At 69.0% G+C, this 21794-nt stretch carries 19 protein-coding genes; 4 read left to right on the top strand and 15 right to left on the bottom strand.

The genetic code is table 11. The features are described 5' to 3' along the window. Positions 1-75: 75 nt before the first annotated feature. Positions 76-582, top strand: a complete 507-nt coding sequence (msrA, locus tag ACQPWW_RS09735; RefSeq protein ID WP_433131208.1) for a peptide-methionine (S)-S-oxide reductase MsrA — start codon at positions 76-78, stop codon at positions 580-582. 66 nt (positions 583-648) lie between these two features. Here the strand turns inward: msrA and ACQPWW_RS09740 are convergent, their stop codons facing one another. From ACQPWW_RS09740 to ACQPWW_RS09800, 13 genes are all read right to left on the bottom strand, one after another. Continuing rightward, entirely contained in the window at positions 649-1221 is a 573-nt protein-coding gene (locus ACQPWW_RS09740) for a hypothetical protein (RefSeq protein WP_433131210.1), read from the bottom strand. Positions 1222-1443: 222 nt separating this feature from the next. After that, positions 1444-2163 (bottom strand): VOC family protein, encoded by a 720-nt coding sequence (locus tag ACQPWW_RS09745; RefSeq protein WP_433131211.1) that lies wholly within the window; start codon positions 2161-2163, stop codon positions 1444-1446. A gap of 151 nt (positions 2164-2314) precedes the next feature. Then, positions 2315-3460: a hypothetical protein gene (locus ACQPWW_RS09750; RefSeq protein ID WP_433131213.1), complete on the bottom strand. Its 1146-nt coding sequence runs from the start codon at positions 3458-3460 to the stop codon at positions 2315-2317. A 56-nt stretch (positions 3461-3516) separates the two neighbouring features. After that, positions 3517-3678 (bottom strand): hypothetical protein, encoded by a 162-nt coding sequence (locus ACQPWW_RS09755; protein WP_433131215.1) that lies wholly within the window; start codon positions 3676-3678, stop codon positions 3517-3519. A 37-nt stretch (positions 3679-3715) separates the two neighbouring features. After that, positions 3716-4522: a hypothetical protein gene (locus ACQPWW_RS09760; protein ID WP_433131217.1), complete on the bottom strand. Its 807-nt coding sequence runs from the start codon at positions 4520-4522 to the stop codon at positions 3716-3718. 142 nt (positions 4523-4664) lie between these two features. Further along, the gene (locus ACQPWW_RS09765; RefSeq protein WP_433131219.1) at positions 4665-8927 is read right to left on the bottom strand and encodes a hypothetical protein; all 4263 of its coding nucleotides are present in this window, start codon (positions 8925-8927) and stop codon (positions 4665-4667) included. A 174-nt stretch (positions 8928-9101) separates the two neighbouring features. Continuing rightward, the gene (locus tag ACQPWW_RS09770; protein ID WP_433131221.1) at positions 9102-9599 is read right to left on the bottom strand and encodes a hypothetical protein; all 498 of its coding nucleotides are present in this window, start codon (positions 9597-9599) and stop codon (positions 9102-9104) included. Positions 9600-9843: 244 nt separating this feature from the next. Further along, the gene (locus tag ACQPWW_RS09775) at positions 9844-10077 is read right to left on the bottom strand and encodes a holin (RefSeq protein ID WP_433131223.1); all 234 of its coding nucleotides are present in this window, start codon (positions 10075-10077) and stop codon (positions 9844-9846) included. A gap of 65 nt (positions 10078-10142) precedes the next feature. Then, positions 10143-10373 (bottom strand): hypothetical protein, encoded by a 231-nt coding sequence (locus ACQPWW_RS09780; protein ID WP_433131225.1) that lies wholly within the window; start codon positions 10371-10373, stop codon positions 10143-10145. Between the two features lie 48 nt (positions 10374-10421). Beyond that, positions 10422-11645 (bottom strand): cellulose binding domain-containing protein, encoded by a 1224-nt coding sequence (locus tag ACQPWW_RS09785; RefSeq protein WP_433131227.1) that lies wholly within the window; start codon positions 11643-11645, stop codon positions 10422-10424. Positions 11646-11680: 35 nt separating this feature from the next. Further along, positions 11681-13090 carry a cellulose binding domain-containing protein gene (locus ACQPWW_RS09790; RefSeq protein WP_433131229.1) on the bottom strand — a complete coding sequence of 470 codons (1410 nt, stop codon included), beginning with the start codon at positions 13088-13090 and terminating at the stop codon, positions 11681-11683. Positions 13091-13164: 74 nt separating this feature from the next. Continuing rightward, entirely contained in the window at positions 13165-14196 is a 1032-nt protein-coding gene (locus ACQPWW_RS09795) for a pectinesterase family protein (RefSeq protein WP_433131231.1), read from the bottom strand. Between the two features lie 261 nt (positions 14197-14457). Continuing rightward, positions 14458-16728, bottom strand: coding sequence for a glycoside hydrolase family 44 protein (locus ACQPWW_RS09800; protein WP_433131233.1), 2271 nt, complete (start codon positions 16726-16728; stop codon positions 14458-14460). A gap of 322 nt (positions 16729-17050) precedes the next feature. On the opposite strand from ACQPWW_RS09800, the gene ACQPWW_RS09805 reads away from it, so the two are divergent. Both ACQPWW_RS09805 and ACQPWW_RS09810 read left to right on the top strand, forming a co-directional pair. Further along, entirely contained in the window at positions 17051-18280 is a 1230-nt protein-coding gene (locus ACQPWW_RS09805; RefSeq protein WP_433131235.1) for a cytochrome P450, read from the top strand. After that, positions 18277-18504, top strand: a complete 228-nt coding sequence (locus ACQPWW_RS09810; protein WP_433131237.1) for a ferredoxin — start codon at positions 18277-18279, stop codon at positions 18502-18504. The genes ACQPWW_RS09805 and ACQPWW_RS09810 overlap by 4 nt, the downstream gene beginning before the upstream one ends. 94 nt (positions 18505-18598) lie before the next feature. On the opposite strand, the gene ACQPWW_RS09815 is transcribed toward ACQPWW_RS09810, so the two are convergent. Continuing rightward, positions 18599-19237 (bottom strand): HD domain-containing protein, encoded by a 639-nt coding sequence (locus tag ACQPWW_RS09815; protein ID WP_433131239.1) that lies wholly within the window; start codon positions 19235-19237, stop codon positions 18599-18601. A 156-nt stretch (positions 19238-19393) separates the two neighbouring features. On the opposite strand from ACQPWW_RS09815, the gene ACQPWW_RS09820 reads away from it, so the two are divergent. Continuing rightward, positions 19394-20356: a GlxA family transcriptional regulator gene (locus ACQPWW_RS09820; protein ID WP_433131241.1), complete on the top strand. Its 963-nt coding sequence runs from the start codon at positions 19394-19396 to the stop codon at positions 20354-20356. 104 nt (positions 20357-20460) lie between these two features. Here the strand turns inward: ACQPWW_RS09820 and ACQPWW_RS09825 are convergent, their stop codons facing one another. Further along, entirely contained in the window at positions 20461-21744 is a 1284-nt protein-coding gene (locus tag ACQPWW_RS09825) for a hypothetical protein (protein WP_433131243.1), read from the bottom strand. Positions 21745-21794 lie beyond the last annotated feature (50 nt).

Genomic DNA, 21794 nt, shown 5'->3' on the forward strand with positions numbered 1-21794 from the left:
GCAGGGTACGGCGAATACCGCACCCTGTTCACGAGTGACAGCACCACTGACACCGACGACAAGTAAGGAGACGACGTGACCACCGAAAAGGTGATCCTCGCCGGCGGCTGCTTCTGGGGGATGGAGGAGCTCTTCCGTCACCAGCCCGGCGTCGTGTCCACGCGCGTGGGCTACAGCGGCGGCGACGTTCCGAACGCCACCTACCGCAACCACGGCACCCACGCGGAGTCCATCGAGGTCGTCTACGACACCGAGAAGACCGACTTCCGCACGCTGCTCGAGTTCTTCTTCCAGATCCACGACCCCTCGACGAAGAACCGTCAGGGCAACGACATCGGCATCAGCTACCGCTCGGCCATCTTCTACAACAGCGACGAGCAGAAGCGGGTCGCCGAGGACACGATCGCCGACGTCGACGCCTCAGGCCTGTGGCCCGGCAAGGTCGTCACCGAGGTCACCCCGGCAGGCGACTTCTGGGAAGCCGAACCCGAGCACCAGAACTATCTGCAGACCTACCCCGACGGCTACACCTGCCACTTCCCCCGCCCCGGGTGGAAGCTCCCGAGGCGGGCGACGGCCTGATACCCCCGGCGCGCGGATCCCGGGTCCGCGCGCCGGCCCGGGGTCGAGGTGGTCGGCCTCCCCGCGTCACGCCGCCGCTCGGCTCATCGCGGCGCTGGCCAACCCGTTCAACGTGGTCAGGTCGGCCGCTCCCAGGTACGAGTCCGACATCATGACCACCACCGTGTAGTGGCCGACAGCGGCGGCGACATAGCCGACGTACCGGTCGCCCTCGTCGTAGGTGCCGAGAAACAGCACCGTGTCCGGCCCGAGGTGGTCCTCGGCGACCGGGTCGAAGCCTTCCTCGTCGCCGCCCACCCCGCACCGGGCGAGCTGCGCCTTCAGCTCGGTGATGTACGCGTGTGCCCCATCGCCGCGGTACCGGGCGACGTTCTCGTAGATCCGAAATCGGGTACCGAGATCGGCCGCCTCGGTGCGGCTCACGACCGGCTGCGGCACCGGTGTGTCCGCGCACGGCTGGGGTAGCAGCGACCACACCAGCCCGTCCTCCACCGGCCCCGGAACGGCCCCGCCGAGATCGTCCGGCTGCAACATGATCCGGTCAGGGATTCCCCGTGGCCGCTGCTGCGCGGCCGCCGGCCCGCTCGCCGACACCAGCCCCAGGAACACGGCCGTCACCACAATCAGTGTTTTTCGCATGCGAACCATCCTCTGCATCGTCGGCAGCCGATGGATGGGCAGGCATACCCAGCTTTCCCTGAGTACACGTACTCCCCGTCGCAGTGGGGAACTCGGTGCCGTGCCGCAGCGGTTCATCGGTCTGACGTCGCACCCGGGGGTGCCCACGCGTGCGGCGGCGCTCCTAGCCTCCGCCTCAATGAGCCACGCATGTCGAGATGAGGGAGGCGTTCGTATGGTGAGTCACCGCAGTGCTGTCGCGAGTTCGGCGGCGTTGTCGAACGCGGATGCCGCCCTCTCCGATTCGTCTTCCGTGAGCGTGACGGACTCGGCGCGGGCCAGCATCTCGGCCGCGGTCTTCGGGTCGTGCAGCACCATGGCGAGTTCGGCGCGGTAGACCAGGACCTCTACCAACTCGACCGGGTCGTCGTCGGCTTGCGGGCGGGCCAACGCGCTGTCGAGGATCCGAACGGCCTGTCCGACGCTTCCCCTGGAATCGGCCTGTACGACAGCGTTCGCCAGGGCCTTGGCCAGCCGCCCGGTAGGCGTGGCGGCCGGCATGGGCGCGGTGGCGGAGTGCCGAAAGACGCGGATCCAGTTGCCGCCCGGGTCGATGACGCTGAATCCGCCCAACCCGTCGGCGTTCTTCCGCGCCCTGGGCCGGGTCATCCGCGGTGTTCCGGACACCAGTACCTTGCCGTACGCGGCGCGCATGCCGGCTGCGAATGCCCGATGTAGTCCCTCGATGTCCGCGGTGAGTACCAGACAGGAGCCATAGGACTGCTCCGGGTCAAATCCGGCGATCTCGAAGAACTGCAGATGCAGGTCCTCCCGCTGCACCCCCACACACGCGTTGGGCTTGCGTTGCTTGTAGGTGGTGCGGAACCCGAGAACTCCGTAGAAGGTCTCGATGTCGTCAATGGATGCGCACGGCAGCAGGGGAACGGTCACCTCGTTGGTCATGCCTCCTTCCTAGGCGTCGCACCGTGTCCGTCGCACATGGAAATAGCCGATCATCCCTTTGGATCATCCGATCGGCTGATGACTCGGAGCGCAACGCGGCCCGGCCGAGCCACCGGCCGTGCCCTCCGGCCAGCCAGGTGTCTCGCCAAGATCAGGCGCCCGGTGGCCTGCGGTGATGTGGGCGAGCGGCATGGCATGACCTGGTGCTCCACAGGAGGAGCTGGAAGGGGTCCTCGCCGCAGGTGAGCCAGGTGCTGTCGCCGAGTGCCATCGGATCATCCGACACCGGCTCCGGATACTCCACCTGGCCGAGGATGCCCCCGCGTGCCGTGTCGATCAGCCAGTGCCGTGGCTGCTCGTTCCTGTCGCTGGTGCTCGCGATGACTGTGTGCTCGTTGACGAAGCCGCACCGGTAGCCCCAGGAGATGTCTTCCTCGGCGTCTGGTGGCGTTTGAGGCTGGGGGGCGGTGGTGATCTCGTGCGTCACCGTGCCGTCGGGAAGGCGATGGATCGCAGGCTCCAATCCCCAGTGAGAGATCGTGAGGAGCCGCGTCCCGCAGGGGCTGACGTCGACGAGGTAGCGGTCGTCATCCCCGATGCGGGTGACGGTGAGTCGAGTACCGTCCCACCGACCCCACAGCAGCGGGACACCGTCCTGACCCTCGCCGACGCTGAGGCCCATCTGCCCAGGGTCGGGGTGGGGGATGTGGTGGGAGCCGGCGGCTGCGGTGTTGGTCGAGGCCCGTCCCAGGACGCGGCCGTCGGCGGCGTCGAGCACGAGCCACTCCTCGTCGAGTTCCGACTCGGCGTCATCGGGCAGCGGTGTGCGTACGTGGGCCCAGACCGTCGAGCCGTCCGCACTGATCCAGCAGGAGCCCGAATCGTGATGGCGGTGGTCCTTGTCGTCCGCGTACTCCTGGTAGGAGTTGTGGTGCGACAAGCAGGTCGGGGCCCAGCATGCGTGGCACACCCTCCAGCGCAGCTCGCCGGCGGCGTCGACCGCGTGTAGTGCGTGCTGGCCGCTGAAGACCGCCAGGTCGATGGTGGGGCTGACGGCATCGATGCCGCCGGCTCGGCGGGGCCAGGGTGCCGGGAACCGGGCCGTGGGAGCGTGGTCGCCGGCGACGAGCCGTCCGAGGTCGTATGCCAACAGTTCGTCATCGCGGCGGATCACGACGAGCCGGCGGTGCGGCCACCGCTGGACGGCGGGCGTGTCGGCGGTGTGATCGAGACCGGGTACGCGCGCAGCGTTCGCCGGGACGCGGAAGGACGCGATAAGACGAGGGGTGACGGGCACCCGTGCATCCTGCCAAGCCCGCTCACGGCGGGTGCGGTCGGTGACAGTGCCTCCGGTCAGGCAGCTGACGGTGCCGATGATGGTGAGCAATCGAACCGGAACGTGTCGACGAGCATCGAGCAGCCCAGCGAGCCGACGACGACTACGCCACCGTACGCGACAAGAATCCGGCCGAAGTTCGCGTCGGCTTGCAGGTGGCTACGCAGCCTTCCGCGCACAGGGCCGCGATGCTGCCACAGATCCGCAGCAGGCCCGTCAGCGACCGGCGGCGCGTGCGGCGACCTTGGTAAGGATCGTCTTCCAGAGAGCTTCCGGAACCGGCTCGTCGATGCTGGCCATCGTCACCTGGACCTCGATGAGCGGTCCCCGGATGAACGCGGTGCGGTCGTATTCGACGACGTTCTGCCCGGCGAGCGTGCCGACGAGCTTGTTGTCCACAACACCGACGACGTTGGCCGGCCCCCCGGTCGGCGCGAGTGTGACTTTGGTGGACATGGAGTCCACCGTCCCGTCGATCTGTTCGTAAACTTCCCGTGTGATGCGCTCGATGCAGGGCTGCAGCCTCGGGTTGGCCAACATTGCGTAATCGACGTCGAGATCAGCTTCTGATCGGTAGCTCGCGGCCACGGACTGGAGGGATACCGGCCCATTGGAGTAGGGCTTCGACTCCACTCCGGCGACCATGTGCGGTGTGGTGTCGCGTACTCCCATACAGCTCGTCATTGCGGCGTTGGCGTCCGGGTTCAGCATCATGTTCATCGACTCAGTGGTAACCCAGTCGGAAGGCACGTCAGCCGCCCGCACGACGATCTTCTGCAACTGTTGCTCGGTGGCGGGCGTGCGCTCCGTCGTCGGCCGCCGTGTCGGCGTGGCCGACCGCCCGGGAGTGCTGGCCGGCGGTGTCGGCGTCACCGTTGCAGGGGCCGGGATCCGTGATGCCGGCGCAGCGGCTGGTGAGGTGGCCGGGTCGCTGGCCGCTGCTGCCGGATCGCTGGTCGCGGCTGCCGGGTCGGTGCCGCGCGCGGACCGTTGGTCGGTTCCGCAACCGGCAAGCAGAGCCATTCCGAGCCCGGCTACGCAGAGCGGAGTGAGACACCGCGAGAACATGGCATGGAATTTAGCACCCGAATACCGCCCTATTCATGATCGATAGGCATGTCTGCCGCACGGGGAAGGCGAATTGTTTGATCGGCTACCTGTCGCGCTACGGGCAGACGGTTGCGAAGGGCCTGCCGCGGATGTAGGTCTTCCATTCATCGCTGGTCAGCGATCCGTAGAGTGCGCAGACCGTCCCGAAGGTATCGACGACGACAGCACGGTCGGTGATGGATAGCCCGCGCATACTGACGTGCGCAATGATCGTTCCGGTTGGGCTGAAGGCGACTGCGCTGACCCCTATTGCGCTTGTCAATTCGGCCGCGACGGACACCGGTCGCCCGATTTGCCGGCCGCCTGCCGGGTCCCACACGCGTACGGCGTCGCTCTGCGCTCCGCCGCTGGCCAAGACGCTTCCGTCCGGACTGAAATCGAGGGCGGAGACGGCGCCTTCGTCAATCATGGTGCTCATCTGCCGGCCGGTGGCTGGGTTCCACACGCGAATGGTGCCGTCCTCGCCGCCGGCGGCCAGCAGATGTCCGTCGGGGCTGAAGCGCACCACTGTCACCGGGCCGCTGTGGCCGGTCAGTGGATCGCCGACGGCTTGGCCGGTGGCGAGGTTCCAGAGGCGAACGGTGCCGTCGTCGCCTCCCGTGGCCAGCAGGTCGTCGCTGAAGCTCAACGTGTTCACTGCGCCCGGATGGCCGGTCAACGGGTCGCCGACCGGCTGGCCGGTGGCGGGGTCCCACAGCCGTACCGCCTGCTCATCGGCGCTACTGGCCAGCAACGTTCCGTCCCGGTTGAAGGCCAGCGCGGTCACCACCTTCCGATGGCCGGTCAGCGGGCGACCGAGTGGCCGGCCGGTGGTGGGGTTCCACAACCGGATGCTGCCGTCGCTGCCGCCGCTGGCCAAGATGGGGTCACGCGGGCTGAATGCGACTGCGGTGACATCCTGCTGCTGGGCAGCGATCGGCTTGCCGAGCGGCCGCCCCGTGGCCGGGTTCCAGAGGCCGATAGTCCGGTCGTTGCCGTTCGCGGTGGCAACGACACTGCCGTCCGGGTTGAATGCCACGTCGCTGAGGTAGCCCCGTGTGATCCCCGTCGACCTGGTAACGGGCTGACCGCTGGCGGCATCCCACAGCCGAACCGTGCCGTCGCTGCCACCGGTCGCCATCAGCTGTCCGCGCGGGCTGAACGCGACACTCCAGACCCAGTCGCGGTGGCCGGTCAGCGGGGAGCCGATGGGCTTACCGTCGGCCGCGTTCCACAGCCGGATCGTCCGGTCGGCGCCGGTGCTGGCCAGCCGCGTGCCGTCCGGAGTGAACGCCACCCCGGTCACCTTGCTGCCACTGCCGCTGAGCACCGGCCCGACGGCACCCGTGGACGGCTCCCATAGCCTGACGCTGCCGTCCAGGCCGGCGCTGGCCAACCGACCGTCGCGGCTGAAGGCCAGGCTCCAGATCCAGTCGGCGTGTCCCTTCAGCGGCTTCCCGACGGTTCGGCGGGTGGCCGGGTCCCACAGCTGGATCACACCGTGGCCGTCGGCCGATCGGGATGCGGCGGCAAGCAACTGGCCGTCCGGGCTGAACGCGACAGCGGTGACCGCCCCGGAACCCGTGGTCAACGGTTGACCGACCGGGGAACCGGTGCCGGGGTTCCAGAACCGGACGGTGCCGTCGTCACCGGCGCTGGCGAGCAGGCGATCGCGGGGGTGGAACGCGACAGCTGTCACCGGGCCTTCCTGGCCGGTCAGGGGGCCACCGACCGGGCGGCCGGTGGCAGGATCCCACAGCCGGACGGTGCCGTCGTCGCTGGCACTGGCCAGTAGTGATCCGTCGGCGTTGAATGCCACCCGGCTCACTTTGCCCTCGTGACCGACCAGTGGACGGCCGATCGGCAGACCGGTGAGCGGGTCCCACAGCCGTACCGTCGCGTCGCCGCCGGCGCTGGCCAGCAGCTGTCCGCGTGGGCTGAACGTCACATCGTTCACGCTCGCCGTGTGCCCGTAGAGCACCGAGCGGGGTTCCGCGACCAGCATCCGCATACTGGCGAAGGCCTCATCGGTGGGAGCCATCCGCCACGCGGCGGCAGCCAGCCTGCCGGCGAGGAGAGGATCATGCTGGCGGGTGACCTGGCTCTGCGCGGCGAGCTGGCGCGACAATGCCACAGCCTGCTGCCGGCGTAGGTCCGCTTGGCGGTTGGTGGCAAGCCCGGCCGCCACCAGTGCCGCAATCGTCAGCGCAGCCAGAGCCGCCGTGACCGCGCGGCGTAGCCAGACGTTGCGGTCCGCGGCCCTCTTGCTGGCGGCGAGAAACTCTTGCGTACCCGGCGCCGCCGGTGGAAACCGGTTCTCTTTCGCGTTCCAGCGCTCGGCCGCCTGCACGGCCGAGCCGAGTTGCGAGCCCCGATAGAGAAACGACGGGTCGCGTCCGCGCCTGGCCCAGAGCGACGCGTCCTCCGCCAGTTCCCGATAGAGCGTGCGGTCGGCCTGTTCGGCGTCCAGCCAACCGCGGAGCCTTGCCCACCCCAGCAGCAGGGCGTCGTGGGCGATCCGGACGGTGTGACGCTCCAGCACGATCAACCGGCGGTCGGCGAACGGCGCCAGGACCGTGTCGAGGTCTTCCGGCGCAACGCCCGTCGCGACCGCCAATTCCTCCCTGGTCGCCCGCCGGCATGCCAGCTGTCCGCTGCCGGTGACGACTGTCAACTGAACGAAGACCGAGCGTGCGACCTCGCGACGGGAGGCCGGCAACGCCTGGTACACCGACTCGGCGGTGCTCTGCACAGCCTGCCCGAGCCCGCCCATCCGCCAGTAGGCCCGCACCGTCAGCGGGCCACCGTCGCGCGACTCCCACAGGGCAAGCATCGCCTGGGACAACAGCGGCAACACACCCGCGTCGAAGCCGGTGACCAGCGTGCGATCGCGAAGTTCACCGAGGATCGCCTCGGCCAGGCCCCGCTCGAGCGACACACCGGCCTCGGCCGCCGGCCCGCAGATCGCCAGGCGCAGCTCCACCTCGGTCATCGGCCCCAGCAGGAACGATCCGGATTGCAACGCCTCACGCAGCTCGGGATAGGCCGCGGCCCTGTCCAGGAAATCGGCGCGCACCGCGACCACGAGCACCGCAGCCGGCAGATCGCCCGTGTGACGAACTGCCGCCATCGCATGCAACGCGGCGACGAATGCCAACTGGATCCGCCGACCCGCCGGATCATCGGCGACCAGGGTGAACAACTCCTCGAACTGGTCGACGATCAAAACGAGACGCTCGGGAATCACACCGCCCCCGCCCGACGCATCGCCACGCGTGGCTTGCAGCGCCAGCAAACGGGCACTGGACGGATCGGCCACCAAGGACCGATGCACAGCGGCAGCATCCGTCCCCGCGAGGTCAGCCAGATGAGCGGCCAACTCCTCCAGCGGGTTACCGGTCGGCGTCATGACACGGCGAGGCCAGGCCGCCGATGCCGGGACCAGCCGGTCGCCTGCCAATCGAGGAATCAGACCGGCCCGGAGCAGCGACGACTTACCCGCGCCCGACGCGCCGACCAAGAACAGCATCTGACCGTGGGCCAACCGGACAGCCAACTGCTGAACGAGACGCGAGGTCGCCTCGGCTCGCCCGTAGAACACGGCCGAGTGGCGTTCCTCGAACGGCGACAGGCCCCGATACGGACACCCAGTCCAGGGCGGCGCCCGCACGGACGCGCCCGGATCGGCACTCGAACGCGCTTCCACGGCGGAGACCTTCTCCAGAACGAGCCGCAACGTCACCTGCTGGTCGGCAACCCGTTCCAGCCCGACCCGCTGCAGCTCCTCCTGCCGACGCAGCGAGGACTCGACACGCCAGAGCGCCTGTCGCGCCTCCGCCACGACGAACCGGAACTCCCCGAACTGGCTCGCGAGCAGTGCCAGAGTCTCCACAACGCCGTCACGCAGCTCCGCGTCGCCCGCCTCGACCAAGGCACCCACAGCGTCTATTCGCTTGAGCAACTCCGCGATTTCGGCCCGCGCGACGTTCGCCTGCCCGCCGTCATCGACGAGCACCTCCTCAAGCAGGACAATCAGCTTCCGCTCGATCGCCTCGGCCGAAAATTCATCAGGTTCAGCGCCGCGGAAGTGCTCGATCGCTTGGGAGACGACGTTCGTCAGAACGTTCGCACCAACCGAGCCCAGACCCGCCGAGATCGCCAGACCGACAGACGTGTTGGTCAACCCGGCCGCCACCACGGGCACCAGGCTCGTGGCACACAGCAGGCTTACCAGGTACGGGCCGGAGGACCGTTTCAGGATTCCGCCCCGGCGAGCCAGCCCGGCCACCGCCGCGCGCATCTTTTCGCGCAACTGCGCGTCGTCACTCTCGCTGGTCAATCGCTCCCACCCAGGGCCGGACCTGCCGAACATCGTAGACCGAGCTACCAACACCGATCTGTCGGAAAGGCGGCTGCCCCCGAATGCCCACCCGATTTTGCGGCCAGTGTGACGCCCCGTACTGCTACCGCCATTGGGACGTCCACGCGGATGGCGGGGGCGCCGTCGTCTCGCTCAGTGCGTCCAGCCGGCGGCGTGCAGACTGTTGTGGAAGTAGTTCCCTCGATTGAGCGGCTGGATGGTCTTTCTGTCGTCAGTGTGGTGTGGGAAGACGGCCAGGACGTGGGCGAGATCCTGCTCGGCCGGTCGGGGCAGCTGAAGAATTGCCTCATCGAGTGTCAGGCCGCTCGCCTTGACGAACTCGGGGTGCTTCCTGAGGTATGCCACGACGTGGTCCACTACGGCCGCGAGACGCTGGCGCAGTCGGTCGGCGTCGGGTGCATCGCGGCTCTCCCGTAGGTCGACCAGTTGCCAGGCCGGCCCGAAAACCGGAGCCAGTTGTCCGCCCGCCGCGCTGAAGAATTCCAGGGCCCCGCGACGAGTGCCGGCATCACCGAACCCATCCTCGATCATCTGCCGCACGTCCGAGTAGACGTGTGCGAAGGTGTCGTCGGTGGCAATCGCGACGATCGCGCGCGGGGTGCTGACAATTGGCGTCGAAGATCCGTCCACTGCTTTCCTCCCGTACAAGCATGATGTGGAAGTTCGCCTATATCCCGAGGCTAGGCAGTCGGGTCAACCGCTGACGGCCGATGGAACGCGACATCAAATGACTCACCTGCCGGAGGACCTCGATGGCGACTCGCGGGTGGACGCCCAGGTCGGTCAGGCGGCACCCGGACGGGAGGACCGGACGTGGTGAGACGCCCCCACCGACCGAAGCCAGCGGGAGCGCAACCGTCGGCAGCCGCAAGGGCTACTGCTCGGCACCGACAAGGCTGGGCGAGTCGCTCTCTCCCGAGACCCTCGCACTCACCAGTGAGGTGAGCACCGACAGCACCGCTGCACCGGACGCGATGCCACCGGCCGCTGCCCAATCCGCCTGCCATGCGTTGAACACGACGTCAGCGCCCCAGTAGAGCAACAAACCCTGCGCCGCGCTCTTCACCGCCCGCTCGGCGGTGGCCTTCCAGAACTTCGTGGTGAACATCTTGGTACCTCCAGGAGTAGGTTCATCGGGCGGTCCATACGCCAAGAATGCCTGCTCAGGAGGGGTTAGTGCTTGCCGCGCTGTCCGGGGTCGCCGGCTGGTACGGCACCGGCGGTGACCAGGACGCGATCCGGGCGCAGGACGAGAGCATCCGGTTCAGGGCCGACGCCGCACGTGAACGCCACCAACCACGGCTGCGCCCCGGCGAAGGTGGCCAGGGCGCCGCCACGCCACCGTCCGTCGGTCTCGAGCAGATGCCGCATCGCCGCGTCACTGATACCGATGGAGGCGGCCATGGCGCCGCGGGCACCCTGCGCCTCCGTGCGCCGCCGGAGGGGTGGCTGTCACCTCAGGTAGGCGGCGAGCGGGATGTTCTGCGCCCTGAGGGCGGTGGCGATCAGGCCGGCGATCTGTCTGGCGCCGGCGGCCTCGAAGTGGGTGTGGTCGTTGCAGAAGAACGCGCCGACCGCGCCCGTCGAGTAGTCACCGTTGTTCGGGCACAGCCTGAGCGTGTTGTAGAGCGCCACGCTCTTCGCGTGCAGGTCGATGACCGGTACGCCGTTGGCGGCGGCCGCAGCCGTCGTCTCGGTGACGAAACCGCGATTGCCGACGGCGGTGCCGCCGCTGCACGTGATCGCCGCGACCGGGGTGACGAAGATCGGCTTCACGCCTCTGGCTTTGGCGGCCGTCGCCATGACGCCGAGCAGTTCCTTGAAGCGATTGCTGCCGACGTGTCGGGGGCAGGCCGAGTCACCGTCGTTGATGCCGAACTGGATGATCAGATAGTCGCCGGTCTTGAAGCCGCTGTCGGTGTTCAGCATCGCCGACCACCGCGCGCTGTAGGCGGTCGAGCTGAGCGTGCACTCGCCGGCCGAGTTCTTGGTGGAGGTCACGTTGCCCTCGTACAGCCACGTCTGGATGCTGCGACCGCCGACGGCACTGTTCTGCACTGTGACGTTCGACGTGAGGTAGGACGCGAACTGGCTGCCCCAGCCGATCGGACAGGAACTGGCATTCATCATCGTGGAGTCGCCGGCCATCCACACCCTGATCGGCGCGGGTGCCGGCGACGTGGAAGGGGTCGCCTGCGGCGTGCTCGGCTCGGGGCAGGGCGTTGGCCCCGGCGTCGGCGTCTGTGCGGTGGGGGTCGCTGCCGGTGGGCCGGCACAGGTGACGCCGTTGAACGAGAACGACGACGGCACCGGGTTGCTGCCGCTCCACGAGCCGGTGAAGCCGAAGGTGACCGATGCGCCGGAGCCGACGGCACCGTTGTAGCTCACGTTGGTAGCGGTCACCGCCGTGCCGGTGACCGTGACGGCGGCGTTCCACGCCTGCGTCACGCCCTGCCCGGGGGCGAGGCTCCAACCCACGGCCCAGCTGGTCACCGCGTCACCGAGGTTGGTGACGACGACGTCGGCTCCGAACCCGCCGGTCCACTGGCTGGTGATCCGGTAGGCGACACCGCACGCCGGGGTGGCGGCCTGGGCGGTGGCGATGCCGAGCCCGCCGGCCACGACGGTCAGGACCGTCGTCGCCAGGACCACGAGACGCGATCGGCGAACCTTCATCGGGTTACTCCTGCCTTGATCGGAGACGCTCGCCATCACGTGGTGGCGGTGCACGGGGAGCCGTTGAGGGCGAAAGCGGTCCCTCCGGTGAGCGGGCTGTCGGTGACGAATCCGAAGCTTGTCGAACCGGCGGCCGGGATCACCGCGTTCCAGGCGGCGTTCACCGCCGTGGCCGCGGCGCCGGACTGGGTGACTGTGGCATTCCAGGACTGCGTGATCCGCTGACTGCCGGGCAGGGACCAGGTCAGTGTCCAACCGTTGACCGGGACGGTGGAGGTGTTGCTGAGCGTCACGTCGAACTGGGCACCCGTACCCCAGTCACCGGTCTTGCGGTAGGTGACCGCGCAGGCCCCGCCCGCAGGAGTGGTCGGCGCAGGAGTGGTCGGCGCAGTCGTGGGGGCCGGCGTCGTCGGGTCCGGGGTCGTGGTCAGTCGTGCGCTGAGGACCGGGGCCAACCTGTCGGTGATGGCCTGGTGACCCGCGTCGTTCGGGTGCACCGAGTCGCTCAGTCCGCCGGACGGCAGCCAGCCGGTGGTGTCCACGTAGAACACGTTGGCGTCACCCGCGGCGTTGCGGGCCCGCACCGCCGCCTCCGTCTCCGCCGCATAACGACCGATGAACGTCCGCATGGCGAAGAGCTTGGCGTTCGGAAACCTGGCCCGGATCCTCGTGAGGAAGGTGGTGTACGTCGCCTGGAAGGCCGTGGCGCTCACGCCGTGACTCTTGTCGTTGGTCCCCAGGTTGATCACCACGCCGTCGGCGGTGTAGCGGGAGAAGTCCCACTGGTCGGTGCCGGCCTGGCCCCCGGACGACATCCAGTAGCGTGTCTCCTGCGCCCAGCACCCATCGGTCGTCTCGGCCAGACACATGCCACCGATCGCGATCTGGGTGTGGTTGTAGCCGAGCCTCTCACCGACCTTGAAGGCGTAGTCGGTCACGGCGAGCTGACTGCTCGTGGCGCCCGCGGTGATCGAGTCACCAACGAACTCGACAAGCTTGGGGCGGGCCGGCGGTGTGAACGTACCCGCGCCGGACTCCAGGATCAGCCCCTGGAAGACCGCGTCACCGGTGTAGGAGCCGGCCACCTGCCGGTAACTGACGATCAGTGTGTGGTTGCCGGCCGCCAGCGCGGTCGGCGTCAGGTTGATCGTGCCGGAGCCGGTGAAGGACGTGAACGCCCCACCGTCGATGCTGGCCCACAGCTGGATGGTGTTGCGCTGCCTGAGCTTCACCGTCCTGCCGGTGAACCCGACCCGCAGGTACGCGCCGGCCCAGTAGGGCACGTAGGCCGAGGGGTTCGTCTTGTTCCACCGGCCGACGAAGCTGATGTTCGAGTCGGCCGGTGTGCCGTCACCGACCGCGGCCTCGGCGCTCAGGACCGGCAGACCTGCGGCGAGCACCCCGGCGGCGACGGCGATGAGGGCGGCGGTACGCGTCTTCGCCAATGCGTGCCTGAGTGTCCCGAGTCGGGTGCGCGGGCGCACGAGACGGTGACCATGTTCGAGGGAACGGATCTTCGTCATCGGATGGGGTTCCAGCCGTCGTTACCCGCCAGGTAGGCGGTGGGCGTGTACTGGGTGGCGGTGGAGGCGCTCATCTGGGGCCGGTTGGCGTTGATGACGGCGCCGGCCCCGGTGCTGCTGTACTCAGCGAACCGGGCGGTCCTCCACGAGAAGCCGGACATGTCCGTCCAGGGGTCGGTGCGGATGTGTGCGCCCATCGCGACGCCCCGGTAGAGGACCTGACCGCGGGCGTTGACGTCGCCGCTGGGGTGCCAGGGCCGGCCCAGATAGACCGTCCTCGCGGGAGCGTTGCTGGTCAGTGTGGTTCCCCAGAACAGGAAGCCGAACTTGTTGTTGATGTCGGTGGCGGCAGCGGTGATGTAGCCGTTGTTCGACGACGAGCCCCGGGTGAGCGAGTGCACGGTGCCGTTCTGGAAGACCATGGTGCCCCGCCCGAAGATGAAGTCGACGTCACCCTCGACGTAGGAGTTACGGACGTAGAGTCGCCGGACCGTGCTGACACTTGGTGCGTTGACCAGCAGGGTGTCCTGGTTGCCGAGGATGCGGACGTTGTCGAACTGCACCCGGTCGCCGGAGGTGTTGACGGCGACGGCCTGCTCGGCGTCGAGGGTGTTGGCGGCCTCGTTGAAGTCGTTCGACATGGTCAGGTTTCTGATCGTGGTGTCGTTGGCGTTGACGAAGACCGAGGCGCTTCCGGACGTGCCGTACGTGCCGCCACCGGGCTTGGTCTGGCCGGACGCGTGCCCTTCGACGATCACCACCTGGGCGGCGGAGCTGCCGGCGCCGGCCAACGTGAGCTGGGGCTTGTTGGCGGGAATGGTGACCACGCCCCGGTAGGTGCCGGGTTTGATGGTGATGGTGACCGGAACGCCGTTGTTCGCCGCGACACTGTCGATCGCCGCCTGCACTGTCGTGTAGTTGCCGCTGCCGTCGGCGGCCACGGTGATGGTCGCGGCCGCCGACGCGGCAGACGCCGTCGAGACTGCGGCGGCGAGTGCGCACACCGCCACCACCGTCACCGAGCGCACGCGAAGAATCCTGCCGGAGGTGGTCATCTGCGTTCTCCGATCCCACAGGGCCTCCGCCGAAGATCATGCCGACCGGCAGACGGCGAAGTTAGTTAACGCTAACATCGATAACCTCAAATGAGAAGTCGGGCGAGGGCGAGCCACCTGCCCAGGTGAGGGGCGGTGCGACCCGGTCCGGAGTGCGAGGGGTCCGGGGCGCCGCTGCGCCCCGGACCCTCCGACCCGCTCCGCCGGCGTCCGGCGGAGGAGGGGTCTCTCCGGTCAGCCGCAGCGTTTACCGTTGAGGTTGAAGGCGGTTGGCTCCGGATTGGTGCCGCTCCACGTGCCGTTGAAGCCAATGCTGGTGGACGCGCCGGGGGCGAGTTTGCCGTTCCAACTCATGCTGTCCGCGGTGACGCTCGTCCCGTTCTGTTTCCAGGTGGCCGACCAGCCCTGGCCGACCGTCTGGCCGGCGGTGGAAAAGTCGAAGGCGAGTTTCCAGCCGTCGATCGCTGTGGTTCCGGTGTTCTTGATCGTCACGGTGGCAGTGAAGCCGCCCGGCCAACTGTTCGCCGTGTAGCCGACCGTGCAGCCGCCGGTCGGGGCGGTGGGCGCGGTCCGCACGGCCAGGCCGGGTGAGGCCGCCGAGACGTTGCCCGCCGCGTCGCGGGCGGTTACCACGAAGGTGTACGGGGTGTCCGGCGTCAACCCGGTCACGGTGTACGTGGTGCCGGTGGCGCTGCCCACCTTCACCGTGCCGGTGGTGTCGACCCGGTGCACGTCGTAACCGGTGACGGCGGTGTCGTCGGTGGACGGCGTCCAGGCCAGCGTGACGCTGTCGCCGGTGATCGTGCCGGCGGTCGGCTTGCCCGGGGCGGTCGGCGCCTGGGTGTCGCCGGGCGTGGTGCCGCGCGGCAGCACCAGGTGGGTGATCGAGTTGGCCGGGAAGGTGGCAGTGAGACCGCCGGCGGTCACCGGCTGGTCGGCCTCCCGGACGACGCCGGAGAGGTCGGCCCCGCTGTAACGGTAGACCTGGGCGGTGCTGGCGGAGGCGCCGGTGAGGGCGATCGGGCTGGTCAGGTCGTCGCCGGTCTTGTTGACGACGACCACTGTGAGCGCCTTGTCGGCGCTGCGCTCGGCGGCGTACACGGCCAGTTTGCCCTGGTCGGCGCTGGTCGCCTGGACGGAGGTCTCGCCGAACGCCCCGCCCTTGCCGTCGTAGTTGCGGTAGATGCGGAACGCGTTGGCCACCGGCTGGTCGGCAGTGGGTGCGGTCCAGAGGGTGGCCAGGTCGAGTCCCTCGCGGCCGAAGATGCCGAGCACGTCAGCCTGGGCGAGCGCGCCGTTGAGCGAGCCGAAGCCGCCCCAGTTGTACTCGGTCATCGCGATCTTCGTGCCCGGGTAGTGCTTGTCGACCAGCTCGCGCAGGCGCGGGATGTACCGGACCGGCTGGTTGATCCAGCTCTCGTCCACGTAGGTCGGGTCCCAGAGCTGGCGGGTCGAGCGCAGTCGCAGCGCCTGGGTGGTGGCGTCGCCCGCCGCGTCGCCGAGCACGCCGGACTGCTGCGGGTAGAGGTGGACGTCGAAGTAGTCGAGGATGCGGGTGCCGTGCTGCTGCTCGTACTCGCGCATCCGGTCCAGGTACCACGGGCCGAGGTCCTGGCCGCCGTGCGCGGCCTTGTCCGGCGGGTTCGACCAGCAGCCGGTGCGCGAGCAGGTGTCCTGGTCGAGACCCGAATAGAAGATCGAGTTCAGGCCCCAGCCGACGGGACCGAGCGTCTTCGCGCCGGGGTCGGCAGCCTTGATCGCGGCGGCGTACTCGTAGGTGCGGTCGCGTAGCTCGTCGTAGCCCAGCCCGGTCGGGCGGACGTCGCGGTGGGTGGAGTGCCACAGGTCCGGCTCGTTGTCCAGGTTGTAGAACTGGACCCCGCCGTCGGCGGCGGCGCCAAACTGACCCTTGAGGTGGTTGACGAAGTCGGTGGCGTACTCCGGACCGACGGCGACACTGGTGTCCTCCGGATCGTTGCCGGTGACCGGTGATCCGTCCGGCTTCACGCCGTTGCCGCAGTCCGGTGCCCAGGTGTCGGTGGACTGCTGCGGGCCGTACTTGGCGACGCTGAAGCCACACGCCCGCGACCGGTCCTTGGCGATCCAGCCGAGCATCGGCACTGTCATGACGGTGGCGGCGCCGGTGGCCTTGTTCTGCTGCACGAACCGGTCGGTCTCCGAGCCCTTCGGGAGATCGGCCGGGTTCGGGTTGTCGTTCGGGATGTTCTCGAAGTACCAGTCCGCCGCGCGGTTGGTGGTGTCGGCACGGAAGTTGTAGCGGGTGGTGGCGTTGCCGCCGTAGCGGTGCACCGGCAACCGCAGGTCGCGAGCGAGGGCCTGGTCGGCGAAGTTCATGCCGTAGACGTACGGGCTGATCTGGTGCCGGGCGGCGGTGGTGTCCACGGCCAGCGCCGGGCCGGTCGCGGCCAGGGCGGGTTCCGGCAGGGCCAGACCGCCGAGGGTCATGGCGAGCACGACCGGGAGTAGAGCTCTTGTGGTTCGCACGAGCAATCCTTTCGAATAGGAGCTCGACGATGGGAGCGCTTCCACAGCGTTGCGCTTCCCCGGCTTCGCGTCAACGTCGGAAGGCCCGTTGTGGATCACTTCGATCGCACGGTCGCTGCTTTGTAGGTGCATCGACGACCCTGCCTGTGGACGCGGACCAGCCTCCATGGCGATCATCGACATCTCCCGCTACGATCCGATATCGAAAGATTACTGAGCGTTGATGTGTGCTGTCCGCAAGCCCTGGACGTTGGCAATCCGGCGTCGCTACGAACGTGGTGCCGGCCCATGGATCACGCCGTCTCGACGAAGGGAAATCCGGATGACGGAGAGCGCGCAGACCACCGACAGCCGAACCGTTCCGCCCGCGCGGCCGTACCCGTTCAGCGTGCCCGACCGCCTCGTCGTCGATCCGACCTATGGCGAGCTGCGCGAGAACGAGCCGATGACCCGGGTGAAGCTCCCCTACGGTGAGGAGGCGTGGCTCGCCACCCGGTACGAGGACGTTCGTACCGTCCTCGGCGACGTGCGGTTCGGCCGCGCCCCGGCCGTCCAGCGCGACGAGCCCAGGCTCACCCCGCGCCAGCAGTACAGCGGCATGCTGACAATGGACCCGCCCGATCACACCCGGCTGCGCCGGCTGGTGGCGAAGGCGTTCACGGCACGTCGGGTGGAGGCCCTGCGACCCCGCACCCAGGAGATCGCCGACGCACTTGTCGACGACATGGTCCGGGTCGGTCCTCCGGCCGACCTGGTGGAGCACGTCGCCACGCCGCTGCCGATCCAGGTGATCTGCGAGCTGCTCGGGATCCCGTACGCCGACCGCGACCGCTTCCACATCTGGTCCGAGGCGATCGTCTCGACCACCTCCCTGCCCGCCGAGACGATCCAGGAGTACCTGAACAATCTGTGGGGCTACATCGGTGAGCTGGTCGCCGAGCGCCGCCGCGAGCCGGGGATCGACGACCTGCTCGGCGCGTTGGTGCGGGCCCGCGACGAGAATCAGGATCGGCTCAGCGAGACCGAGCTTGTGGAGTTGGCCGGCGGGCTGCTCGCGGCCGGCCACGAGACCACGGTGACCCAGATCCCCAACTTCGTCTACGTCCTGCTGCAGAACCCGGACCAGCTCGCTCGGGTGCGGGCCGACCCGTCGCTGGTGCCAGCCGCGGTCGAGGAACTGTTGCGGTACGTGCCGCTCGGCGTCGGCGCCTCCTTCGCCAGGTACGCCAAGGAGGACGTCGAGGTCGGCGGGGTGCTGGTCCGGGCTGGTGAGCCGGTTCTCGGCTCCCTGTCGTCGGCGAATCGGGACGGTACCGTCTTCGCCGACCCGGACCGGCTGGATCTCGACCGCGAGCAGAACCCACACCTGGGCTTCGGGCACGGCGTCCACCACTGCGTCGGCGCGCAACTTGCCCGCATGGAGTTGCAGGTCGCCGTCGCCACCCTGGTGACTCGCCTGCCCGGATTGCGGCTCGCCGTACCGGAAGCCGAGCTGGAGTGGAAGCGCGGCATGTTGGTGCGGGGCCTGCTCGGCATGCCGGTGGCCTGGTGAGTACCGCCTGGCGGATCGGGGTGGACGCACGCCGCTGCATCGGCACGAGCATCTGCGCCGGTACCGCGCCCGAGCACTTCCGCCTGGTCGGCGGCCTGTCCGAGCCGCTGGCCGAGGTCGTCGCCCCGGCCGAGGTCATCCTCGACGCCGCCGACTCGTGCCCGATGGAGGCGATCACGGTCCGCGACGCCACCGACGACCGCCTTATCGCTCCGGAGGATTGACCCGAGATCGAGCCCGGCCGTCCGAGCCCACGAGCTGATCAGGTACGAAGGTTCGGCGAGCGGCTCTCCACCGCCAGTACCGGTTGCGTACGCCCTACTCCGGCCAGTCGTTGTCCAGGATGACCTGGACGAAGTCGCCCCGGACGAAGGTCGGGTCGTAGTGCGCCAGGACGTCCGCGTTCACTGTGCCGAACGTCGTCTGCGGTCGGTGGGCGACGCCCTCGGTGAACGCGGACAGGATCTGGCGCTTGAAGTTGGGGCGTGGGTGGGCCGCCGTCACCTCGGCGATCCGCACCGGGTCGAGGTCGTGGTATCCGATGCCCAGGACGTCGGTCTCCACACCGGCGGTCACCAGGGCGATCTCCGGGTCCAGGTGTTCGGGCACGCCGGGGGTGGTGTGCAGCGCGATGGCGAGCCAGACCTTGCGCGCCTCGGCGGGGGAGCGCCCGTGGTCGAGCAGGAACCGCTCCGCCGCTCGTGCGCCGTCGACCTCGAAACGCAGGTCGCTGTCACGGTACGGCCCGGTCAGGCCGAGGTCGTGGAACATCGCGCCCACGTAGAGCAGCTCCAGGTCGGGAGCGAGGCCGCGTCTCTCGCCCTGAAGCGCGCCGAAGAGGAACACCCGGCGTGAATGGTGGTAGAGCAGGTCGTCGGTGCCCTGCCGGACAAGGTCGGTCGCGGCGGCGACGAGGGGGGTCTGCGGGATGCTGATCCCGGCGACGCTCTCGGTCATCGTGTGCTCCTCCGGTACGTGATCGCGCTGGTGACGCGCGGCCTTCCCTAATGCTCCGGGGGTAGACTCCACCGGGCCATGTCCGTAAGGACGCCTGACCCACAGATACGGACATCGTCGGCACCGCCGCGGTGGGCCGGGACAAGGAGCCACGCGATGGCCGCGACCACGGCACACCGGGTCGGCGTTGTGGTGTTCGACGGGGTGCAGTTGCTCGACGTGTCCGGGCCGGTCGACGTGTTCGCGGCGGCGAGCAGGCACGGCGCGGACTACGCGGTGCGGCTGCTGGGGTGGCGGTCGACGCAGGCCCGAACGTCGTCCGGGGTGCGGCTGACCGCCGACGTCACCCTCGACGAGGCCGGCCCCGTGGACACCCTCGTGCTCACCGGCGCCGACGATCTCTCCGCCCTTCCCGATCCGGCCGACGTCCGGGCCAGACTGGGGCGGCTGGTACGACCCGAAACGCGCCTCGCCGCCGTCTGCACCGGCGCGTTCGTCCTGGCCCGCACCGGCTGGCTGGACGGGCACCCGGCCACCACGCACTGGCGGCACGCGGCGCGGCTGCGGGCCGAGTTCCCCGAGGTCGAGGTGCGACCCGACGCCATCTACGTGACAAGCGGACGCTTCGCCACCAGCGCCGGGGTGACGTCCGGCATCGACCTGGCGCTGGCCCTCGTGCAGGCCGACCACGGCGTCGAGCTGGCCCGCGAGGTGGCCCGGGAACTCGTGGTGTTCATGCAACGCCCCGGCGGGCAGTCCCAGTTTTCGGTCCGGCAGGAGCTGCCGCCGACCGGTGACCAGCGGCTACGCCGGGTCGTCGACCGGGTGACGACCGATCCGGCGCGGGCGTACTCGATCGAGGCGATGGCGCGCGACGCCACTGTCACGCCGCGGCACCTGCGGCGGCTCTTCCAACAAGAGTTCGGTGTGACGCCCGGCCGGTACGTCGAGATGGCCCGCACCGAGGCCGCCCGCGCGTTCCTGGAACGGGGTGGCACCGTCACGCAGGCCGCCCGGCGCAGCGGGTTCGGCAGCGACGAGACGCTGCGACGGGCGTTCGTCGCGTCCTACGGCGTCCCGCCCTCGGTCTACCAGCGGCGCTTCCGCTCCACCGGCTGAGATTGCCGGCGCATCTCGTGGGCATCAGCGGCGGTGACCCGGCCTTGGGGGAGCAGCTCGGGGAGCGTCCGGGCCGTCCGGCAGACGCTAACTGACGTCCCAACTCATCTGACGACCAGCGCGTCGTCGATGCGTAGAAACGTGCCATCGCGGTGGAAGTGCTGGCCGTCGTCGAACGCAGTGCTTGTTATTCGGAACCGCGACGGTTGGGTGATTTCCTCGCTGGCAAGAGTCCAGGGCGCTGCGGGGTCCGCGCCTGGCACCGCGGCGAGCAGGACGGCACGGCCGTGGTGAGGGTCGTCGTGGTCGTGGTGGGGCTCGTCGTACCACGCGTGCCGCAGCGTGACCGGGCCGGAGCGGGCCGCTTCAGGCGGCGTCGTGGGCGGTACGCGACGCCACCGTTGTTCAAGCTCCGCGAACGCGGTCTGGCGCTCGGCTCCGCGGCGCGCGCCCGCGGCGAGAATGGCGCTGCCCGCGTCGGCCGCGACCCGGCAGATGTCAAGGATCGGGACGCCGGCGGCCAGATTCGGATAGTAGTGGACAAGCCGAGCGTGGTTCATCAACATGACGAGCGCTCGAGCGGCGGCCGACTGTGGTGCGGTCAGGGTCGACGTCCGTACCGGCTTCCGCCGTTGCGGCCTTGTGAGTGGCGTGGTGAGGTCGGCCGCCTGGCCGGCCGTCGACTCGTACCATCGTGGATCGTAGGGCCATATCGAGGCCTCGGTTGCCTGGAGGCCGCCGCTGCGTCCGATCGTCACGGTCGACCCGGCGCTGGTGTGGCTTATGGCCATCCCGATCCGGTCTTCGGCGTCGAACCGCAGGTCGGTGACGCCGTTGAAGGTGAACTTCAGCGGTGCGGCCGGCCAGGGCATCGTGGATCCGTCCCCCGATACGCGTCCGGTACTGGGTGTGAACAGCCGTGGAGTGGCGAGGGTCAGGTGTACCCGCAGGCCCTCATCCGACGGTTGGGCGGTGAGCGAGCGCACGCTGCCGTTGACGAGGTCGTAGTCGTGGGCCAACACGTCGATGATTTCCGCGGTCAGCTCAAAGACGCCCGGAGAGACGCGCCCTCGGTAGTCCCGGTGAACGGAACGCGCCCGCCCTGCAGGGGGAAGCATCCTGTCCAGGCTTGGGTCCAGGTCGACCATCAGCCTGCGTCGGTCGGCTCCGAGGTCAGCCATCCACCGTAGGCCGGTGCTGGCTCGTCGGGATCGAAGTGGCCAGGGAGCACATGCCGCGCCCACCAGATGCAGAGTGTTGTTGTCCCAGATGTCGGCGACACGGCCGATGCGAGTTGCGTCGAAGCTCCGGGCGTCCGTGGCCAGGGTGGCGATTTCACGGATGGAGCGATCGAGCAGCCCGGCGAAGGTTTCCAGCGGCGAGCTCACGTCGCCGAGTATGGCACCCTCGCGAGGAGGAGGGCCGCATCGAATACCGC

Source organism: Micromonospora sp. CA-240977, from assembly GCF_050942285.1.
Lineage (GTDB): Bacteria > Actinomycetota > Actinomycetes > Mycobacteriales > Micromonosporaceae > Micromonospora.